The organism is Planotetraspora silvatica (assembly GCF_016863315.1).
GTDB lineage: Bacteria > Actinomycetota > Actinomycetes > Streptosporangiales > Streptosporangiaceae > Planotetraspora > Planotetraspora silvatica.
Genome location: NZ_BOOQ01000015.1, coordinates 202,333 through 220,904 on the forward strand (window position 1 = coordinate 202,333; position 18,572 = coordinate 220,904).

The following is an 18,572-nucleotide window of genomic DNA, read 5'->3' on the forward strand; positions in this document are numbered from 1 at the left end:
CTGTGAGCGGAGACCGTCCGCTGATCGTGAAACCACGGCGACAAGGCCGCGCGGCGTCGCTGAGGATGGGCGCATGAGAGTTCTGATCATCGGCGGTTCGGTGTTCCTGGGCCGCGCTATCGTGGCGGAGGCGCTGTCCCAGGGCCACGAGGTCACGACGTTCAATCGAGGCGTGAGCGGACCCGGCCTGCCGGGCGTGCACGCCGTACACGGCGACAGGGAGGTCCCGGCGGACCTCGACCGGCTGGCCGGCGGAGGTGAGTGGGACGTCGTCATCGACGTCTGCGGCTACACGCCCGCGTCCGTCCGCGAATCCGCACGGCGGCTCTCCGGACGCGCCGGCCACTACACGTTCATCTCCAGCATCTCGGCCTATCCGGACTTCCCGGGCAAGCCCGCGGTGGACGAGACCTTCCCGCGGCATGAGTGCCCGCCCGACGCCGACGCGGACTTCGGCGAGTACGGCGTGCTGAAGGCGGGGTGCGAACGGGCGGTCGAGAAGTACTTCGACGGTCCTTCGCTCATCGTCAACCCCGGCCTGATCATCGGGCCGTACGAGAACGTGGGCCGCCTGCCGTGGTGGCTCACGCGGATCTCCAAGGGCGGCCGGGTGCTCGCACCGGGAGATCCCGGCCTGCCGATCCAGCTCATCGACGCCAGGGACATCGCCGCCTTCACCGTCGACCAGGCGAAGAAGGGCACCACGGGGCGGTTCCTCACCGGCGGCGTCCCCGCGAACGCGACCTTCGGCAGTTGGCTGGCCGACTGCGTGCGGGTCACCGGCTCCGATGCCGAACTGGTGTGGGCCGACGACCGGTTCCTGCTCGACCACGACGTGGAGCAGTGGACCGAGCTCCCCCTGTGGCTGGCCGAGGGCCCGGAGACCCCGGGCGGCTGGACGCACTCGTCGGCGAAGGCCCTGGCCGCGGGGCTGACCTGTCGTCCGGTCTCCGAGACCGTCGCGGACACCTGGGCCTGGTTGAAGGACATCCCGGAAGGGGAGCGCAGCTTCGGCAACAGGATGTTGCGGCACGGCATCGCCCCGGAGAAGGAGGCCCGCATCCTGGCCGACTGGGACGCGCGCGCCTGATCTTCCGGACCGTAGGCTTGGCGGCATGAACTGGTGGATCGCGGGTGTGATCGTGCTCGCCGGAGTCGGCTTCGCGGTCGCGTGGCGCTTACGGGGGCCCGCCGCGAAGACGACGTCCGGGCGTCCAGGCGGCGCCCGGGCGTCCAGGCGTCCGGTGCCGAGGCAGCCGTCCCGGCGGCCTGCTGCCCGGCCGCGCGCCCGCCGCCCGCTCAGCCGGCCGGCCCGGACAGGTCCGCGGCCTGGTGAGATCTGGTGGGCGGACGTTCCGTTCGAGGACGGTCCCGGATCCAAGGTCCGGCCGTGCGTGGTCCTGCGGACCCACCGGGACGGCGCCGAGGTGCTGAAGATCACCAGCCAGGACCGGCGGCACCGTCACGATCATGTCGAGATCCCCACACGGACCTGGGATCACGACGCCGACCACAACAGCTTCCTCGATCTCACCGGTCCGCTCCGGGTGAAGGCCGCGTCCTTCGACAACAGGGCCGGCACGCTGGACGCGGTCATCTGGGGCAAGGTGTGCGAGCTGTACCGGCTTCCGGCCGGAAGGGGCTGAGCGGGCTCAGTCTCCGGCCTGCGGGAGGCGCGCCGCGATGCCGTCGAGCAGGCGCTCGAGCCCGTAGGCGAACCGGTCCCCCACGTCGACGTAGTCCTGGCCGCCCTCCGTCAGCATCCTCGCGACCATGGGGTATCGCCCGCTCGCGACGACGGACTGCAGGTAGGGGCCCTGCAGGGCCATCCACTCCATCAGGTCGAGGCCCGTACGGCGCAACGCCTCGGCCTCGGCCAGCTCACTCTCCACGAATCCGTTGACGTAGGCGAAGACCGTGCCGATCACCGTCAGCATCTCGTTGAAGCTCAGACCGAGACCGTCGACCATGCGCAGTGCCGTGTCGAGCATCCGTACCCGGTTGGGGCTCGGCTGCTGCCGGGTGCCAGACAACGGGGCGATCCACGGGTGGCGGAGCATGACCTTCCGGACCCGGTCGGCGAGCCCGCGCAGGTCGGCCCGCCAGTCCCCGGACAGCACGAGGTCCGGCGGGATGTAGTCCGCCACGACGGCGTCGATCATCAGCTCGATGACGTCGTCCTTGCCCGAGACGTACCGGTAGAGGGACATCGTCCCCGCTCCGATCTCGGTGGCGAGCCGCCGCATGGAGATCGCGGCGAGGCCCTCCGAGTCGGCCACCTGGATGGCCGCCTCCGTCAGCCTGGGGCGGCTGAACGTCGGCCGTGGCCCCCGGGCCGGCTGCTCCGGCCTCATCCAGAGGTTCTCGCGACTCGTCATCCTCACCGTCTCTCGCTGTGTCGGAACTGAACTGGTACCACACGTCGACGACCTGATGCGAGGTCAACGATCCCTCGCGCCCAGATATTGCGTACGCCGTATCCGGTAAGTAATCTCGGCCACAAGAACCGAGTACGCCGTACTCGGTATGAGGCCTTGCGGGGGACGACTGGTGAACGTGTCACTTGCCGCCGTGGACGAGTTCGAGGCTCCGGGAGTCGGCATCTTCGATTTCCCGCCGCTCTGGGACGGTGCGCCGTACTGGCTGAACAAGCCCGTCGTCATGGCCGCGGTCGGCGTGGTTCTGGTGTGCGCGCTCGCGTGGAGCGCCTTCGCCCGTCCGAAACTGGTGCCGCGCGGTCTGCAGAACGCCGGCGAGTACACCTACGAGTTCGTGCGCGACCAGATAGCGCGGCCCTTCCTGGGCAAGGACGCCGAACGCTGGATGCCGTTGTTGCTGAGCATGTTCGCGCTGATCCTGCTGTGGAACTTCATGGGCGTCGTCCCCGTCATGCAGTTCCCGGTGAACTCGCACATCGCGTTCCCTGTGATCTTCGCGCTGGTGGTCTACGTGCTGAAGATCTATCTGGGCATCAGGCACCAGGGCGTCGGCGGCTATTTCAAGAACATGATGTTCCCGCCCGGCCTGCCGAGACCCCTCGCCATCGCGCTGTTCGCCCCGCTCGAACTGCTCTACAACTTCGTCACCGCGCCGTTCACGCATGCCGTACGGCTGTTCGCCAACATGTTCGCGGGGCATCTGCTGCTGGCGTTCTTCAGCGCGGTCGGCTTCTGGTTCCTGATCGCGCACCCGACGGTGCCGGGGGCGACGGTCGGCATTCTCAGCGTGGTGATGGCGGTCGCGATGACGGGCCTGGAGATCTTCATCCAGTTCCTCCAGGCGTTCCTGTTCACCATGCTCGCCGCCATGTTCATCGGCGGCTCGCTGCACCCGGAGCACTGACCGTCCCGCGGGACGCCGTCAGTCGAAGCTGAGTTGCTCGGTACGCCGGGGCATCAGCAGGAGAGCGCCCACGCTGAGCACGGCCACCACAACGAGTGCGAGGAACGTGTGGTGGGCCGCGTCGTAGAGCGACCGGCGGACGAAGACCCCCAGGGCCGACTCCCGGACCGCCGACCCCTGCCCTCCGAGCACCAGGCTGGTGGCGTCGACGCTCTTCGGCAGGTGGCCGGCGACACCGGCCGGAGGGTGGGCGAACCGGTCGGCCAGCGTCGCGTTGGAGATGGCCCCCAGGACGGCCGCGCCCACCGCGCTGCCGATGGAGCGGCAGAACATGTTGGTCGCGGTGACCACGCCGCGCCGTTCCCAGCCGACGACCGACTGAACGGCGACGACGGTCGGGCTGGACGACAGGCCGAGGCCGGCGCCGACGACGAAGCACGCCGCGGCGACCTGCCACACCATGGCGTCCTGGGCGAGAAGCGCGCACAGGACGGCGCCGGCGACGATCAGCAGGCTGCCGACCAGCGCGGTGTCCCGGAAGCCGATGCGCATGTAGACACGTCCGGACAGGGCGGCGGCGATGGGCCACCCGATGGTCAGCGCGGCCAGTGTGAAGCCGGCCATCAGGGCTCCGGTGCCGAGGACTCCCTCCACGTAGGTCGGCACGTACGAGCTCAGCCCGATCAGGAGCGCGCCGACGCCGACCGCGACGAGGTTGCCGCCCGCGAGCGTGCGGTTGCGGAAAACCCACAGGGGCAGGACGGGTTCGGCCGCGCGCCGCTCGACCAGGACGAAGACGGCCAGCATGACGGCGCCCGCGACGAAGATGAGCACGCTCGGGACCGAGCCCCAGCCCCACGCCACTCCGCCTTCGAGGAGACCGAGGATGAGCAGGGAGGAGCCGGCCGTGAGCAGGGCCGCCCCGGTGTAGTCGATGCGGTGCGAGCCCGGTTTCACGTTCTCCTTGAAGCGCCGGGCGATCATCCACATCGCGACGGCGCCGAGGGGCAGGTTGATGAAGAAGATCCACCGCCAGGAGACGTACTCGGAGAAGACGCCGCCCAGAGTGGGGCCGAGCACCGAGGCGATGCCCCAGACGCTGGCGACGTAGCCCTGGACGCGGGCCCGCTCCTCGACGGTGTAGAGGTCGCCGATCATCGTCATGCTGATCGGCTGGACCGCTCCGGCGCCGATGCCCTGGATCGCGCGGAAGACGATGAGGGCGGGCATGCTCCAGGCGAACCCGCACAACACCGACCCGGCGAGGAAGGCGGTGATGCCGAGGAGGATCACCGGCTTACGTCCCGCGATGTCAGCGAACTTGCCGTACAGCGGGACCGTCACCGCCTGCGTCAGCAGATAGATCGAGAAGAGCCAGGGGAACTGGGAGAAGCCGCCGAGATCGCTGACGATGGACGGCACCGCGGTCGCGATGATCGTGCTGTCCAGTGCCACCAGGCCGGTGGAGAGCATGACGGCGGCGAGCACCGGACCACGCTCCGACCGGAGACCGACGCCCTTCGAGATCGTTGTTGCCACGTGGGGGAATTCTCCTTGCGGGTCGAGCACGTAAACACGATGGGACTCGCCCGCCGGGAGGCACACCAGACCCATCAAGCGCCAACCGTGTCCGTGCCCTTCCGCATTCCCACCGCCGCCCGGTCAGTGGCTCACGCCCCTCCCCCCGCGTCCCCCGCTGTCCCTCTGGCCTGCCGCCGCATGAACAGTCGTGACCTGGAGCTTCCGACTCACTGAGGGCGCAGGACCCCGACCCGCGGATACGGCGGCCTCGTCCCCACAAGGTCGCCGTATCGGAGCTTCTTCGTCGAGGTCGCCCTAGAAGGGGCGCGACGTGCGGGCCTCAGGCCAGTGCGGGCGCCGGGGACCAGAGACCGTCGATCTCCTGCTCCGCCGCGGCGAGGCTCTTGGCGGCCAGCGGGATCAGGTCGGCCATGGCGGGCGTCACCTCGGCGAGCGTGAGCTCGGCTGCGATGAACCGCGGTTCCAGACCCGTGGCCGCGAGACCGTGGGGAAGCCACGTCCCGGCGTGGTCCCACCCTTCACGGGGCGCGCCCGTGCTGTAGCCGCCACCCCGGCTGGCGACCACGACGAAGTCGCGCCCACCGAGCAGACCGGCCCTGGTCTCGGGGTCGAACGACAGCCCCGGCGCGATGAGGTGGTCGACCCAGGCCTTGACGCTGCTCGGCGCGCCGTAGTTGTACAGCGGGAGCCCCAGCACGACCGCGTCGGCTTCCTTCACTTCATTGACCAGGAGTTCGGTCAGCGCCCAGGACTCCGCCTGGGCGGCGGTGTGCTGATCACGCGGTACCAACCGGGCCATGCCTCCGGCTACGTCAAGGTGCGGCAGGGGTTCGCCGCCCAGGTCGCGGTAGGTGACGGTGCCGCCGGGGTGTGCGGCCTGCCAGACGGCGGCAGCCCGGGCACTGAGCTTGCGACTGACGGATCGATCGCCCTGGATGCTCGCGTCGATGTGCAGCAGCTGAGCCATTTCACTGACCTCCCATAGATAGTTAGTGCTACATCAATGATTAACGCTCTATGGGTAAAACGTCAACTCGTCTAGACTTGGCCCATGACCTCGCTGCCCGTCGCAAACCAGCCGGTGCATCGATCAGGCGCACTCCTCGACCACCTCGCTCGCCGTGTGCGCCTGCGCTCTGAGACGGTGCTCGCGCCGCTCGGTCTTCGGCCTCGCCACCTCATCGCCCTCACCGTGCTGCGAGAAAGCGCGGGCAGCACACAGCAGGCGCTCGCCGCCACGCTGGAGATGGATGGGACGAACATCGTCGGGCTGCTGAACGACCTCGAAGCCGAGAATCTGGTCGCGAGACGACGCTCGCCCGAGGACCGCCGCCGCCACGTCGTCGAGCTCACGGACGCCGGCGCGAAGCGACTCGCCAAGGCCGAGTTCGCGCTCGCCGCGGTCGAGGACGAAGTGCTCGGAGCCCTCAGCGAAGCCCAGCGCGAGGAGCTCTACTGCCTGCTCCAAAAGGCGCTCGCCGGCAGCGACGCGAGGTGCACGACCGCCCTCGACGACTAGCGCCGGGCTCAACCCTCTCGGGGAGGCGCCGGATCACCGCCCCCGATATCGAACGCACGCGGAAAGCCTGCGGAGCTGAATCATCGATCTCGGTGTTGCAGCCGAGCTGGACCTCAGCATCCGACGGCCCGGCTGGAAGCCGCTCCCCGACCGATCCGCGATGTCGGGGGTCCTCTACTACAGTTGATCCGGGTCGTGACTGGCGCTGAGGTGGAGCACCACCGGGGAGCGGCCCGGCGACCTCCGTCGATGCCGTGCGCCTGGGCGAATCACGAACGCCTGGGAGAAGCACATGCCTCAAACGCAGACCGCCCGCCTCATGGACGGCGCCGCCCTGGCCCGCCATGTCCTCGATCACACCGCGGCCATGTCGTCGGCCATCTCGCATCGAACCGGTAAGGCCCCATGCCTGGCGACCGTACTCGTGGGAGAAGACCCCGCTTCGGCGACCTATGTCCGCATGAAGCGCACTCGATGCGAAACGGTCGGCATCACCTCTCGGCATCTGCCTCTGCCGGCCACGACCACGACCACGGAACTGGTGGACGCCATCACGTCCCTGTCGGAAGATCCCGAGGTGCACGGCATCCTGCTGCAGCACCCGGTGGGAGGTCACATCGACGAGAGAGCCGCGTTCGAGGCCATCGCCCCGCACAAGGACGTCGACGGAGTCACGATGCGTTCGTTCGCCGCGATGAGCTTCGGCCTGCCCGGATTCGTCTCCTGCACTCCGGGCGGCATCCTGCGCCTTCTGGACGCCTACGACGTCGACCTGGCGGGCAAACGCGCGGTCGTGGTCGGCCGAAGCGCGATCCTCGGAAAGCCCGCCGGGATGCTGCTGCTCGCCCGGGATGCGACCGTGACGTACTGCCACTCACGCACCCGTGACCTACGGTCGATCATTCGAGAGGCCGACGTTCTGATCGCCGCGGCCGGCCGTCCTCACTTCATCCACGGCGAGGACATCAAGATCGGCGCTGTGGTCGTCGATGCCGGCTACAGCCCGGGCAACGTCGGTGATGTGGACTTCGACACCGCCAAGACCCGCGCGAGCCTCATCACACCCGTGCCCGGCGGTGTCGGCCCGATGACCATCGCCATGCTGCTCTCACAGACCGCGGAAGCGGCTGCTCTGCAGATGGGCCTCGTACCCGCTGAACTCATCCCGTCGCAGGGGTGATGTGGCGGTCGTCACGCCGGCGGCCAGTTTCTGAGGACGGCGTCGAGGGCGTCCAGGGTTCTGGACCACGAGGCGTCCACCTCGCGGGGTGTGTGGCGGAACGCGCCCGCCATCTCCAGGCTCACGTACCCGTGGAACATACCGCCCAGCATCCGGACCGCATCCGTCTGGTCGGGCCCCGCCAGTTCGTATCCGCGCAGTATCGCCCGCGTCATCTCCGCGTGCCGGCCCGCCGCGCTGGTGGCCGCCGTCTCCGGGTCAAGCTCGATCTGCGTCGCGGCGTACCTCCCCGGATGCTCTTTCGCGTAGTTCCTGTAGGTGTTCGCGAACGCCACCAGTGCGTCCTTGCCCGCGCGGCCCGCCAAGGCGGTTGCGGCCCTGTCGGCGAGCTCCGCCAGGGCCAGCAACGCCACCCTGACCCGCACGTCCTGCGCGTCCTTGATGTGTGAGTACAGGGCCGCGGGCTTGACGCCGAAGCTGCGCGCGAGCGCAGAGACGGTCACGTTCTGAAAGCCGATCTCGTCGGCCAGATCCGCCGCCGCCTGGGTCAGGCGTTCCGCGGTCAGTCCCGCGCGTGCCATGTGTCGCCCTTCTCGCTTGCTTACAGCCTATAAGTATTTGCTTAATGCTATTAGGAAGACTAGCCTCCCCGCCCATGAGACCAGTCACCGAGCACGACATCCGCACGTCATTCGTCAACTGTTCCAAGGGGGAGGCCAAGCGTCTCAGCCTCCCCAAAGACCTCGCAGACCATCCTTGGAAAGATCTCGACTTCCTCGGATGGCGAGATCCGGGCGCGCCCGAACGCGCCTACCTGATCGCCGAACGCGACGGCGTCCTCGTTGGAATCGCGCTCCGGGTGGCGTCCGGGGGGTCGCGCCGCTTCACCTCACGCAGCATGTGTTCGCTGTGCCTGACCACGCACACCAGCGGCGGCGTGGCGCTGATGACCGCGCGCCGAACCGGCGAGGCCGGTCGCCAGGGCAACTCGGTCGGGCACTATCTGTGCATCGACCTCGCCTGCTCCCTCTACACACGAGGGAAGAAGGAGGCCGCAGGGACCGGAGGCATCGAGGAGACCCTCGCCCCAGAGGAGAAGGTCTCCCGGACCCGGGCCAATCTGCAGTCCTTCCTGGACAAAGTGGTCGCGTGAGCGGACGTGCCCGCCCCCTTCCACCCCCATCCGCCGTCGGGGGCCACGCGATCGAGATGGGTGTGCTCTGATCCATGAACGTGCTCGGAATCTTCAACCGGTCGGCGGGAATATACGTCCGTTCCGGCCCGCATTCATAGGTTTGGTACGGATTCTCCGACCATCAGCGGTAAAGATCGCAGCGGCAGTGGCGCCTGCTCGGCGGGCGGATTCTTGAGGTCGCTGATGTGCACGAACGCACCCCTCGGTTCCAGCATCTCCAGCACGGTCGCGGCGACACGATCCCGATCCGTCCAGTGGAAGGACTGAGCGAACACCACGACCCGGAACTCACCCAGACCGCCCGGCAGGTCCTCGGCACGGGCAGCCACTCAACGCGCGCCGGTCGCCCCGCGACGCTTGGCCTGTCGCTCGGCCTCGGCCAGCATCTCTTCATCAGGGTCAATGCCGACCGCCTCGGTGAAGAACCGCGCCAGGGCGAGCGTCACGGTGCCCGGTCCGCAGCCGACGTCGAGGAGTCGGCCCCGCCCGTCCAAGCCGAGGGCCGTGGCCAGTGTTTCGGCAAATCCTGGAGCATATGGCAGCCGTCCGCGCTCGCAGTACGCCGCACTTCCCTGAAACAGGGTGCCGTCCCACTGCCATCCATCAGGCATGCCAATCCCACTCCATGAGTTGCTGAACCAGCGCCGGCCACAACGTAAAGGGCTTCTCACATCCCATGCTGCCTGCACGCATGATGTGATCGAGTCCCGTTTTTGTGGTCAAGACCACACGCCGATTCCCGAAGATCCAGTCCGGGGGCGACGGTGAGATGCCCGTAGCCGTACCTCAAAGGCGTGCTGCCGAGTCAGATCCGGGCGGCTGAAGGGATGGGATCAAAGGGTTAACGGTGTCCCTCCAGCGACTTCTCCGCCGCTGCCGCAGGAGTGGCAGAACATGTCTGACCAGCGCTGATGTATCGCAGACCATATAAAATCAGACGGTCCCGGACAGGCGATCGACCATCCTTTGAGGGAGCCTCAGTGAACCGAACCATCCGCACGATGGACGATGTCATGGACCTGCTCGATGGGCTGTTCACACCGGACGCCGACCGATGGACGGGAAACGCGTCGGGATGGTGGGACCAGTTTTATACCGACCGCGCAAAACCGATCCCTTTCTTTGCGAGCAAGCCGGACGAAAATCTGATGTCCCACATTGAGCGGGGGTTGGTCAATCCGGGACGGGCTCTGGATCTTGGTTGCGGACCCGGCCGCAATGCCGTCCACCTGGCCTCGCTCGGCTTCGAGGTCGACGCCATCGATCTCTCCCCGCGGGCTGTGGCCTGGGCTGAGGAGCGCGCCCGGGAGGCGGGCGTAAATGTCCGTTTACACTGCGGGAACGCTTTCACCGCCGACCTCGAACCCGGCCGATATGACCTGGTCTATGACTCCGGCTGCTTTCATCATCTGCCGCCGCACCGCAGGGTGAGTTATCTGAACCTGCTGGACCGACTACTGGTTCCCGGCGGCCACTTCGCCCTGACTTGCTTCGCCGCCAGCGCCATGGGCTCCGAATTGCCCGATAAGGAGTTCTATCGCGAAGGCGGCCTCCATGGCGGCCTGGCATACACCTTCGACGAACTACGTTGGATCTTCTCCGACTACACAGAGGTGGAAATGCGCCATATGGAAGCACAATCGCCCAACGCGTCAGTCTTTGGTGTTCCCTTCCTCCTGGTTGCCCTGTTCCGCCGCCCAGCACATGGTGAATACACCCACCGGGGTTCGGACCCGCACAGTTCTGCGCTGTCCTGATCTCTCGTCAGCTGCCCCCCAGTCCGTTCGATGATCTGCCGCACTAAAGCCTGGCGCGTGTGAATTGCTCCGCGTCAGGCCGGGGCGAGGACGCAGAACTCGTTGCCCTCCGGGTCGGCCAGAACCGTCCACGGGACGTCGCCCTGGCCCACATCGGCGGGCGTCGCACCGAGGGCCTTCAGCCGGGCCACCTCCGTCGCTTGATCGTCACCGGGGTACGGCAGCAGGTCGAGATGGATGCGGTCTGGCACGGTCTTCACGTCGGGCGTGCGGAGGAACTCCAGATACGGCCCGACACCCTTGACGGAGCGCAATGCCGCATGTTCGTCGGTCGCCTCGTGCGGGGTCCAGCCGATCGCCTCGCCCCAGAACCGGGCCATGGCCCGCGGGTCAGAGCAGTCGACGGCCACCGCGGCGATCGGCCCGGTGTCCCGGTAGATCTCCCGAGGCTCCAGGACACAGAACTCGTTGCCCTCCGGATCGGCCAGAACCGTCCACGGGACGTCGCCCTGGCCCACATCGACGGGCATCGCACCGAGCTCCTTCAGGCGCGCGACCAACTCCGCCTGATGGGCCGCGGAGGCACTGGCGAGATCGAGGTGCACACGGTTCTTCGTTGTTGTCTTGGGTTCCGGGACGGGAACGACGTCGATGCCGACGGCGACCGGGTGCGGCCAAACGAAGCCGCCGGCGGGTCCAACGTAGGTGGTCACGCCGGGTCGGAAAACACTCCAGCCGAGGGCTTCCGCCCAGAACCGGCCGACCGCCAAGCCATCAAGAGCCTTGATATTCACCTGAACAAGTCGCAGCGCCATGCCGCCGATTCTGACATCCTCGGTCCCGCACGTTTCCCTCTGTCGTGGTCTCTCGTCTGCTGCCGACCCACCGCGAAGCGGGAAGTATGGCCCTCTGGTGCTTCTCGGTGCGGCTGCCGGTCTGCGACAGGGTGGGGCGTTCGGGCTCTCCTCGAATCAGGTCCGGTTCGCCGAATGACCTGAGCTGGGATTTCATGTTCTAGCAGTCAGTTTCGGAGATCTCTCGCGTTCCGGCGGAATAGAGACGAAACAGAGGTACGGGGAACCCTGGCCTTGGTATTGCATGCTGCGTTCTTAGCTAGATGCGGTTCTCGTTGGGTCTTTGAGGCCAGTCACGTGCGGGCAGATATGCGAATCTCCAAAGTATTGTAATGGAAAATACGTATACGCCATAGAAGGGAATCAAATAGAAAAGACAATCCCTGGCGCGATAGGACACCATGCGTGCGACCAGAGCGAGGGGCAGCATTGGAGATAGGAAGATGGCGAGATGGATTGAGTCCGACAGCACCATGGATTCTAGATCGATTCGCCGATCAGCCACGATGCTTAGATAATTGGGCGCCCCCACGAGTATGGCCCATAACAGAAGCGTCAATATGAAGCGAATGATCTTATGCTGCCGCAAACCAATCATTACTTGCCAGGCGATGCCGGGCGAGCTGTTGTTTGTCACTGTTTACATCCCAGCGATGCATGAACTTCGGCAGTCAATTCGTGATGATACTGCTCTACGCAGGAAGCGATCAAGGTTTCGCAATCAATTTAAATGGTCGATGAGCCATCGGCGTTCGATACAGAAACGCGGTCAGCCTGGCGGGATACCTGCACTCTCCCTGTCCATCCCCGTATGCCGTCGACCCGACCGCGGAGCGGCAGCGGGCCGACGACGCACGCTTGTTCAGATGCCATCCCGGAGCCGGAGCACGAACTCGGAACGGGACAGCTGACACTTGCCGTCGCTGCTCGGAGCCGCCCTCAAGGCCAAACATCGGGTGTGTCAGAGCCGTCTCGTGGTGAACAGGGTGGTCCCGTAGACCGCGTCCACTTCCTTCCGCTCGGTCTCGGTGAACCCGACCTTGGCCAGCACCCGGCGAGAAGCGGTGTTCCACTCCCAGACCGTGGCCCACAGACGTTCGTACCCGGACGATCTCGCCCAGTCCAGAACCGCCAACGATGCCTCGGTCGCGTATCCCTGACCCCAGACTCGGCGTAGCAGCTCGAACGCCAGTTCCGGTTCCCCTCCCGCTCCTCGTCCGCCGTCGATCAGCCCGCAGTAGCCGATGACGTCACGAACGGCCTTCCGCTCGACCGCCAGCAACCCGATCGACGATGGCTGGTTGGTACGGATCGAATCCTCGAGCTCCGCGACCGTGGGGTGTCCATCCGCGTCGATTCGGCGGTGCTGCGGCACTCGTGGATCACGTTCGGTCCACAGCTCACGCTGGACGACAGCGTCGGCTACCCGCCAATGCCTGAGCAGCAGGCGACCAGTTTCGAGGACAACCTCGCGCCCCGGCGTCACTCCAGCTGCCATGACAGCGACTCTCTCACGGGCGAACGCACTGTCATGCCGCTGACCGCGTGCTCATGCCGAGATGAGCACGCCCCCGCGTAACGACGGTGATCAGAGTGCGCACGCCCTCTACCTGCACGAATTCGCTCTGAACCACAAGCGACCAGGGAAATCACTTCCGTTCGTTGTCATCGCTTGCCGGCACTTTATGAAGCCGTGTGCCCCCAAAATGCCCCGGCCCTCTCTGCCCTCGACTCGCTGCCGATCGAGACAAACGTACAATTCCGATCATTGCTGATGTCTCGACCGACTCAACGGTTGCGAGTGCGGAATTCTCGCGACCGGAGGTGCGGGTTTCCCGGGCGATGCTTACCGCGATCATGGCATGGGTCGCGGCCTTCGCCGCCGGTGCCATGGTGAGCGGGCAGGTCATGCATGGGTGTGATTTTGATCTGTACAGGAAATCCTGGACCGCGGCATGCGGCCCAACGGGGATGTGGCTAACCATAGGTAGCTTCGGATGGCTTGCCACTCCCCTTGTTTGGCTGGTAATGGGGCTCTTCGTCGGCTTGGCGCCTAGGCGGTTGATCCGGGTTCGACGGACGGCACTTCAAGTAATGCCTGGCCTGCCAATGGCCATTATTGCGCTATGGGCTCTCGTCTTCGTCTTCTATTGGCTGGGGGTCCGCTGAGAGGGCGGTCCACGAGCTCGGGCGTCCCCTTCTGCCGATGAGCAGTCGCACGATCAGCCGTCGTCGCGACACAAGCAGAAGGGGTGGCCAGCCGGGTCGAAGAGCACCCGGACATTGTCTCGCGGCTGTTCCGCGGCGACCGAAGCTCCGAGGGCGATTGCCTCGGCAACCGCGGAGTCCAGATCTCCGACCTGGAAGTCGAAGTGCATCATCGGACGCTGCTGCCCGTCGGCAGGCGGCCAGACGGGAGCTTGGTAACCGGTCGCCTGCTGGAACACGACATAAATGGATCCTTCAGGAGCCGCGAGAATCGTCGTTCCTGGCTCCTCATGACCAATGGGCCATCCGAGCAGCTCGGAGTAGAACCTCGCCAAAGCGCCGGGATCGGGCGCCTCTGATAGCGGTTCCCCACCACATGCCCCCTGTTCGAGATCGCACCGGTGCACCTTCCCACGTAAGCGTCGATGTTGGTCGCGGGGACACGCTACAGCCAGTTGCGGACGTTCTACTTCCGGAATGGAGACCCACTGGGATCGTCGTGGCGCACCGCGTCGGACGCACCACGAGCCCATCGTCGAACACTGCTTCCGGCCCGCGCAGGTCACCCCCGCGGCACGTTCACACATGCCTGGCTCTGCAATTAACCCGTACGCCGACAGGGCACCCTCGACTGAGATTGGCGATGTCGTCGCCACGGCCGGTTGCGGCTTGTCGTGGTTCGAGACTGTGGGCAGTCTGGATCAGGCGGAGTTCCGATGCTGGGCGGCCTGATCCCGTATGGTGACGCGATCTTCAATCAGCGCCAAGTGCCGGTGCTGCTGAAGGAGTGGCCAGGCGTCAGTTCACCGGACCGTAGACGCAAACGCTCTCAAGGGCGTCCATGACGGCCTTGCGCTTATCAAAAACTGCCGGACCAGCGGCGAAATCGTCTGCGCGGCGCAGGTCGCCGCCGTACCCGGGCTCGCTGGACGTTACCTCGACGAGCGGCCCCGGCGGCAAGCCGGGCGGTGGCTCATCGAATACCTCGGCTGCGCCATCTCGCACGAGCTTCGTCGGACGACCGTCAGAGAAGTAGCGGTCCTCGTGAATGCCGTACGGATCCCGATACCACCCTTGCGGTTTCATCACACCTCCACGAGCCGTCGATCGACCACACCGAATTCTCCCACGCTCGTGTCCCGGGACATGCTTGACGGGCGCTGTGGTCCACCGATCTGGATGCTTGACACCGCGGGCGCAAGAGGCGAGGTGGTCCCATTGGTCGTTGTCACAGCAAGCTCGGCCCGGCCTGAACAGTGCCGTAGAGACCCGTGACAACCGCTGCCGTTCCCGGTGATTATTCCTGGCTGGTTGCCGATCCCACATTCGGGGCCAGTCGGGTCGCGAGTACGACCTCGGTCATGGCAAGTAGGAACCGCCGCACCGTGTCCAATTCCGCGTCGGAGAACGACCGCATCGCGGTCACCAACTCCGTGATCAGCGGGCCGAAAAATGACCAGCCCAGGGCGACGGCCTGCTCCTCGACGGCGAGCAGGACGCGGCGGCGGTCCTGGGTGTCACGAACCCGCCGGACATGCCCGGCCTTCTCCAACCGGTCGACGAGGCCCGTGGTCGAGGCCGAGTTGAGTCCCAGTTGTTCGCCGAGCCAGCCCGGCGTCGCCACGGTCCCGGCCCGGGCGGCGTCCAGGAGATGGATCAGTGCGCGCAGGTCAGTAGGGTGCAGGCGGTTCGTATTCGCGAACTCGGCCGCGAACAGGTCGAACTCCACCGTGAGACCTCGCAGCAGGTGAACCAACTGCAGCCCTGGCTCCTGGTCGTCCATGTTGCACGCTTACTCTCTTGACAGATTGGTATCTCGGTCACCGAGAATATCGCTTACCGTGACAATCGGACAAGCTGAGGTGACCAATGGTCGACGACGCCGCACCGAGCCCCGCCACCCGGCCCGCGTTCAACACCGGGCAGGGAGAAGCCGAGTACTTCGCGGCATACGACACCGTCCTGGCCCAGTGGCCGGTTGCCCTCGAGTCCGTCGACCTCCGGTCGCCGTACGGCACGACCCACGTCCACATCTGCGGACCCCGCGACGGCAAGCCCCTGGTCCTGCTGCACGGCCATGGCGCCACGTCAACCGTATGGTTCGCCAACCTGGGCGAGTTGAGCCGGGCCCACCGCGTATATGCGATCGACACCATCGGAGACGCCGGCCGCAGCGTCAACGACGGCCGACCCGTCGACACCCTGCCCAGGTTCATGGACTGGCTCGACGGACTGTTCAACGCATTAGACCTCGACGATGCGTCCCTTTGCGGCCACTCGTACGGCAGCTGGCTCGCACTCAACTACGCGCTGCACGCGCCGCATCGGGTGCACAAGCTCGCGCTACTCGACCCGACCGACTGCTTCACCGGCCTGAGGCTGAGCTACCGCCTGCACGCCGTGCCGATATTCATCAGGCCAAGCGCCGAACGAATGCGCGCCTTCATCAAGCGGGAGACCGCAGGCATGCCAGTCGACCCGGCATGGCTGAAGCTGATATGCCTCAGCGCCGAGTTCCCCCGCGCGAAAGTCGTCATGCCGCGCCACCCCGCCCCTGACCGGCTGCGAGCCGCGACCGTCCCCACACTGCTACTCCTGGCCGAGAAGAGCCGGGCGCACGACATCCACAAGGTGTCGGCCAACGCCCGCAAACTGATGCCCCACATCGCCACCGCGGTCCTGCCCGACGTGTCGCACCACACCGTCCCGACCGAGAACCCCGAGCACCTCAACCGCGCGCTAGGGGAGTTTCTCAGCTGAACATCAGCAGGTCATCCAGACGCGTCTTGGTCATGCCACGATCGCCGAGACCATGGACACGTACGTGCACCTGTTTCCGGATGATGATGACCTCGGTAGAGGTGCCCTCGAAGCCATGGTCACCGCAGCGCTGACGGAACAGCAGCGGAACAACACCGTGCGCCGTCCGGCACGGCGGAGCCTACGGTTCGATGACATCGGCAACTTCTCTGTGCCCCACGATGACCCGTATGCCATCCGCACGATGCGCTGATCAAGCCAGTGGCAACGACCCGCAAGCCGGGCGTGCCTCGCCTCAGGATTCGACGCATGCAGGCATAGAACGGGACCTGTCATCGTCGATCGACAGGGGAGGTCCCTCCATGCTGCGGCATTGGATGAGAAGCCCGACAGGCAACCGCGATCCCGAGGGTCCAGGCCGGAGGCCATGGCGCGGACGGCGGCCCCGGCTCCGGCCGTTGGTGACCGCGGCCGCCGTTGCGGCCGGGCTCACGCCGCTGACGCTCGTACCCGCCCCGGCCGAGGCCGCACAGCAGGTTCGGCAGTTCGCCTACGTGGCCAACATCGACAGCGACACGGTGTCGGTGATCAATACTGCCGACAACACCGTCGTCCAGACCATCGACCTCGCGCCCTTCGGCGGGGACGGTCCCGCCGGTGTGGCGTTCACTCCTGACGGGACCCGGGCCTACGTCACCAACCAGTTTTCGAACAACGTGTCGGTGATCAATACCATCACCAACACCGTGGTCGCCACCATCGACCTCGTAGTGCCCTCTGGCGCGCTGTTCCCGGTAGGAGTGGCGGTCACCCCTGATGGCAGGTTCGTCTACGTGGCCAACCGCGACTCGGACAACGTGTCGGTGATCCGCACTGACAACAACACGGTGCTCACGACCATCGACATCGCCGCGGCCGGCGGGCACGGGCCCTTCCTGCTGGCAGTGACCCCCGGCGGTGGCCGCGTCTACGTGGGGAACGCCTTCTCGGACAACGTGTCGGTGATCGACACCGCCACCAACATGTTGTTGCCCACCATTCCCACCCCCTCGGGAGACGCACCCCAAGGAGTGGCGATCACGCCCGACGGACGTCGTGTCTACGTGCCCAACTTCAACTCGGCCAACGTGACGGTGATCCGCACTGACACCAACCAGGTCGTGATGGTGCCCGCCGGCTCCGCCATTCCCGTCGGGACCAATCCCATCGGGGTGGTGATTACTCCTGATGGACGCCGCGCCTACGTGGCCAACCGCGGCTCGAACAGCGTGTCGGTGATCAACACAGCTACCAACACCGTTGTCGCGACCGTCGACCTCGTCCCGTTCGGGGGGAACGGTCCCGTCGGGCTGGCGATCACCCCTGACGGACGCCGCGTCTACGTCACCGGCACCTTCTCGGGCAACGTGTTGGTGATCGACACCGCCACCAACCAGGTCGTGCCCGTGCCCGCCGGCTCCGCCATTCCCGTCGGTACCACCCCCTTCGGGGTGGCGATCGCGCGCCTGGTCCAGAAGCCGACTGTGGCGAAGAGTTCGACCTCCACCAAGCAAGAGGGCGGCGGCACCGTCCGCAGCAAGAACGAGAACTTCACCGGCATCGTCGCCACGAGCAACGCGGACAAGCTCCACAAGAAGCTGCAGGACATCGGGACCTTGGTGGAGAACGTGAAGCAACGCCATCTTCACGATCCCGCGCTCACCAAACGCCCGCAGGTCATCGGCCCGCGCGGCTGACGGATCATTCACGACGGATCGGAATCAGAGCAGCCCAGGTCAGGAACGAACCCTGACCTGGGTTCTTCGCGTGAGCAGGCACGTCTATCCCTGTCCATCACTGTCTGCCATCGACCCACCGCGGAGCGGCCTGATGCAGAGCGCGGTAGACGGTGGCGTGATCCCAGCAAACCCCTGCTCTCGCGTTCCGCTCCCCCGTGTGAAAGCTCGCGTCGTCCAACCTCTCCCCGTGGCATCCGTGCTTGCGCTCGCCGACGCCATCACGCATGCAGAACGCCAAGCTGTCGCCGCTCAAGACCAGGGCGTCAAGGCGAACCCTCCGCGTGGATGACCTCGTGCTTGCGCAGATCACGACCCATATGCAGCAGTAACGGCACAAGTGCCGACGAGGTGCTGGTCACCAATCGGTCCGGCCGGCCGGTCCAGCGGTCGAATTTCGGGACGTGTTGGCGGGCGGCTGTCTCCAGAGCCGGCCTGCC

22 protein-coding genes and 1 riboswitch are annotated in these 18,572 nt (G+C 66.2%); of the genes, 10 read left to right on the forward strand and 12 right to left on the reverse strand.

The genetic code is table 11. The annotated features are described in order from the left end of the window. Positions 1-73 precede the first annotated feature (73 nt). Both Psi02_RS13355 and Psi02_RS13360 read left to right on the forward strand, forming a co-directional pair. Positions 74-1,090 (forward strand): NAD-dependent epimerase/dehydratase family protein, encoded by a 1,017-nt coding sequence (locus tag Psi02_RS13355; protein WP_203973945.1) that lies wholly within the window; start codon positions 74-76, stop codon positions 1,088-1,090. A gap of 25 nt (positions 1,091-1,115) precedes the next feature. After that, a complete protein-coding gene (locus Psi02_RS13360; protein WP_203973947.1) occupies positions 1,116-1,646 on the forward strand; it encodes a type II toxin-antitoxin system PemK/MazF family toxin in 531 nt (176 codons plus the stop codon). Between the two features lie 6 nt (positions 1,647-1,652). On the opposite strand, the gene Psi02_RS13365 is transcribed toward Psi02_RS13360, so the two are convergent. Further along, positions 1,653-2,378 (reverse strand): TetR/AcrR family transcriptional regulator, encoded by a 726-nt coding sequence (locus Psi02_RS13365; RefSeq protein ID WP_203973949.1) that lies wholly within the window; start codon positions 2,376-2,378, stop codon positions 1,653-1,655. Positions 2,379-2,550: 172 nt separating this feature from the next. Between Psi02_RS13365 and atpB the strand changes: the two genes are divergently transcribed. Beyond that, positions 2,551-3,342: a F0F1 ATP synthase subunit A gene (atpB, locus tag Psi02_RS13370; RefSeq protein ID WP_308442235.1), complete on the forward strand. Its 792-nt coding sequence runs from the start codon at positions 2,551-2,553 to the stop codon at positions 3,340-3,342. Positions 3,343-3,360: 18 nt separating this feature from the next. Here the strand turns inward: atpB and Psi02_RS13375 are convergent, their stop codons facing one another. After that, positions 3,361-4,881, reverse strand: coding sequence for an MDR family MFS transporter (locus tag Psi02_RS13375; protein ID WP_239094856.1), 1,521 nt, complete (start codon positions 4,879-4,881; stop codon positions 3,361-3,363). A 322-nt stretch (positions 4,882-5,203) separates the two neighbouring features. Then, the gene (locus tag Psi02_RS13380; RefSeq protein WP_203973952.1) at positions 5,204-5,851 is read right to left on the reverse strand and encodes an FMN-dependent NADH-azoreductase; all 648 of its coding nucleotides are present in this window, start codon (positions 5,849-5,851) and stop codon (positions 5,204-5,206) included. Positions 5,852-5,935: 84 nt separating this feature from the next. Between Psi02_RS13380 and Psi02_RS13385 the strand changes: the two genes are divergently transcribed. Further along, a complete protein-coding gene (locus Psi02_RS13385; RefSeq protein WP_203973954.1) occupies positions 5,936-6,403 on the forward strand; it encodes a MarR family winged helix-turn-helix transcriptional regulator in 468 nt (155 codons plus the stop codon). 185 nt (positions 6,404-6,588) lie between these two features. Next, a riboswitch (ZMP/ZTP riboswitch) is annotated at positions 6,589-6,676 on the forward strand. Positions 6,677-6,695: 19 nt separating this feature from the next. After that, entirely contained in the window at positions 6,696-7,583 is an 888-nt protein-coding gene (locus Psi02_RS13390) for a bifunctional 5,10-methylenetetrahydrofolate dehydrogenase/5,10-methenyltetrahydrofolate cyclohydrolase (protein ID WP_203973956.1), read from the forward strand. Positions 7,584-7,594: 11 nt separating this feature from the next. Here Psi02_RS13390 and Psi02_RS13395 read toward each other — a convergent pair whose 3' ends face one another. Next, positions 7,595-8,164 carry a TetR/AcrR family transcriptional regulator gene (locus Psi02_RS13395; RefSeq protein ID WP_203973958.1) on the reverse strand — a complete coding sequence of 190 codons (570 nt, stop codon included), beginning with the start codon at positions 8,162-8,164 and terminating at the stop codon, positions 7,595-7,597. Positions 8,165-8,238: 74 nt separating this feature from the next. On the opposite strand from Psi02_RS13395, the gene Psi02_RS13400 reads away from it, so the two are divergent. Continuing rightward, positions 8,239-8,736 (forward strand): FBP domain-containing protein, encoded by a 498-nt coding sequence (locus Psi02_RS13400; RefSeq protein WP_203973960.1) that lies wholly within the window; start codon positions 8,239-8,241, stop codon positions 8,734-8,736. A gap of 134 nt (positions 8,737-8,870) precedes the next feature. On the opposite strand, the gene Psi02_RS13405 is transcribed toward Psi02_RS13400, so the two are convergent. Next, a complete protein-coding gene (locus Psi02_RS13405) occupies positions 8,871-9,107 on the reverse strand; it encodes a hypothetical protein (protein ID WP_203973962.1) in 237 nt (78 codons plus the stop codon). Next, positions 9,108-9,389 carry a class I SAM-dependent methyltransferase gene (locus Psi02_RS13410; protein WP_203973964.1) on the reverse strand — a complete coding sequence of 94 codons (282 nt, stop codon included), beginning with the start codon at positions 9,387-9,389 and terminating at the stop codon, positions 9,108-9,110. A gap of 369 nt (positions 9,390-9,758) precedes the next feature. Between Psi02_RS13410 and Psi02_RS13415 the strand changes: the two genes are divergently transcribed. Continuing rightward, positions 9,759-10,535: a class I SAM-dependent methyltransferase gene (locus tag Psi02_RS13415; RefSeq protein WP_203973966.1), complete on the forward strand. Its 777-nt coding sequence runs from the start codon at positions 9,759-9,761 to the stop codon at positions 10,533-10,535. 74 nt (positions 10,536-10,609) lie between these two features. Here the strand turns inward: Psi02_RS13415 and Psi02_RS13420 are convergent, their stop codons facing one another. From Psi02_RS13420 to Psi02_RS13445, 6 genes are all read right to left on the reverse strand, one after another. Then, complete coding sequence (locus Psi02_RS13420) at positions 10,610-11,350, reverse strand: VOC family protein (protein WP_203973968.1); 741 nt, start codon at positions 11,348-11,350, stop codon at positions 10,610-10,612. A gap of 298 nt (positions 11,351-11,648) precedes the next feature. Next, complete coding sequence (locus tag Psi02_RS13425; protein WP_203973970.1) at positions 11,649-12,026, reverse strand: hypothetical protein; 378 nt, start codon at positions 12,024-12,026, stop codon at positions 11,649-11,651. 324 nt (positions 12,027-12,350) lie between these two features. Further along, positions 12,351-12,887: a GNAT family N-acetyltransferase gene (locus tag Psi02_RS13430; RefSeq protein ID WP_203973972.1), complete on the reverse strand. Its 537-nt coding sequence runs from the start codon at positions 12,885-12,887 to the stop codon at positions 12,351-12,353. Positions 12,888-13,611: 724 nt separating this feature from the next. Continuing rightward, complete coding sequence (locus Psi02_RS41300; protein ID WP_425564538.1) at positions 13,612-14,184, reverse strand: VOC family protein; 573 nt, start codon at positions 14,182-14,184, stop codon at positions 13,612-13,614. A gap of 211 nt (positions 14,185-14,395) precedes the next feature. Beyond that, complete coding sequence (locus Psi02_RS13440; protein WP_203973976.1) at positions 14,396-14,683, reverse strand: hypothetical protein; 288 nt, start codon at positions 14,681-14,683, stop codon at positions 14,396-14,398. A 211-nt stretch (positions 14,684-14,894) separates the two neighbouring features. Next, positions 14,895-15,380: a MarR family winged helix-turn-helix transcriptional regulator gene (locus Psi02_RS13445; RefSeq protein ID WP_203973978.1), complete on the reverse strand. Its 486-nt coding sequence runs from the start codon at positions 15,378-15,380 to the stop codon at positions 14,895-14,897. 86 nt (positions 15,381-15,466) lie between these two features. On the opposite strand from Psi02_RS13445, the gene Psi02_RS13450 reads away from it, so the two are divergent. The 3 genes from Psi02_RS13450 (at position 15,467) to Psi02_RS13460 (ending at position 18,093) form a co-directional block, all read left to right on the forward strand. Then, positions 15,467-16,357 carry an alpha/beta fold hydrolase gene (locus tag Psi02_RS13450; protein WP_203973980.1) on the forward strand — a complete coding sequence of 297 codons (891 nt, stop codon included), beginning with the start codon at positions 15,467-15,469 and terminating at the stop codon, positions 16,355-16,357. A 52-nt stretch (positions 16,358-16,409) separates the two neighbouring features. Then, entirely contained in the window at positions 16,410-16,610 is a 201-nt protein-coding gene (locus tag Psi02_RS13455; RefSeq protein WP_203973982.1) for a hypothetical protein, read from the forward strand. Positions 16,611-16,734: 124 nt separating this feature from the next. Then, a complete protein-coding gene (locus Psi02_RS13460; protein ID WP_203973984.1) occupies positions 16,735-18,093 on the forward strand; it encodes a beta-propeller fold lactonase family protein in 1,359 nt (452 codons plus the stop codon). The last annotated feature ends 479 nt before the right edge of the window (positions 18,094-18,572 follow it).

Bases quoted from the DNA above. Each gene is read 5' to 3' on its own strand.
- Psi02_RS13395 (WP_203973958.1), bottom strand. From the start codon at position 8,164: ATGGCACGCGCGGGACTGACCGCGGAACGCCTGACCCAGGCGGCGGCG.
- Psi02_RS13450 (WP_203973980.1), top strand. From the start codon at position 15,467: ATGGTCGACGACGCCGCACCGAGCCCCGCCACCCGGCCCGCGTTCAAC.
- Psi02_RS13365 (WP_203973949.1), bottom strand. From the start codon at position 2,378: ATGACGAGTCGCGAGAACCTCTGGATGAGGCCGGAGCAGCCGGCCCGG.
- Psi02_RS13440 (WP_203973976.1), bottom strand. From the start codon at position 14,683: ATGAAACCGCAAGGGTGGTATCGGGATCCGTACGGCATTCACGAGGAC.
- Psi02_RS13385 (WP_203973954.1), top strand. From the start codon at position 5,936: ATGACCTCGCTGCCCGTCGCAAACCAGCCGGTGCATCGATCAGGCGCA.
- Psi02_RS13355 (WP_203973945.1), top strand. From the start codon at position 74: ATGAGAGTTCTGATCATCGGCGGTTCGGTGTTCCTGGGCCGCGCTATC.
- Psi02_RS13380 (WP_203973952.1), bottom strand. From the start codon at position 5,851: ATGGCTCAGCTGCTGCACATCGACGCGAGCATCCAGGGCGATCGATCC.
- Psi02_RS13430 (WP_203973972.1), bottom strand. From the start codon at position 12,887: ATGGCAGCTGGAGTGACGCCGGGGCGCGAGGTTGTCCTCGAAACTGGT.
- Psi02_RS13400 (WP_203973960.1), top strand. From the start codon at position 8,239: ATGAGACCAGTCACCGAGCACGACATCCGCACGTCATTCGTCAACTGT.
- Psi02_RS13455 (WP_203973982.1), top strand. From the start codon at position 16,410: ATGGACACGTACGTGCACCTGTTTCCGGATGATGATGACCTCGGTAGA.
- Psi02_RS13460 (WP_203973984.1), top strand. From the start codon at position 16,735: ATGAGAAGCCCGACAGGCAACCGCGATCCCGAGGGTCCAGGCCGGAGG.
- Psi02_RS13445 (WP_203973978.1), bottom strand. From the start codon at position 15,380: ATGGACGACCAGGAGCCAGGGCTGCAGTTGGTTCACCTGCTGCGAGGT.
- Psi02_RS13410 (WP_203973964.1), bottom strand. From the start codon at position 9,389: ATGCCTGATGGATGGCAGTGGGACGGCACCCTGTTTCAGGGAAGTGCG.
- Psi02_RS13420 (WP_203973968.1), bottom strand. From the start codon at position 11,350: ATGGCGCTGCGACTTGTTCAGGTGAATATCAAGGCTCTTGATGGCTTG.
- Psi02_RS13390 (WP_203973956.1), top strand. From the start codon at position 6,696: ATGCCTCAAACGCAGACCGCCCGCCTCATGGACGGCGCCGCCCTGGCC.
- Psi02_RS41300 (WP_425564538.1), bottom strand. From the start codon at position 14,184: ATGTGTGAACGTGCCGCGGGGGTGACCTGCGCGGGCCGGAAGCAGTGT.
- Psi02_RS13360 (WP_203973947.1), top strand. From the start codon at position 1,116: ATGAACTGGTGGATCGCGGGTGTGATCGTGCTCGCCGGAGTCGGCTTC.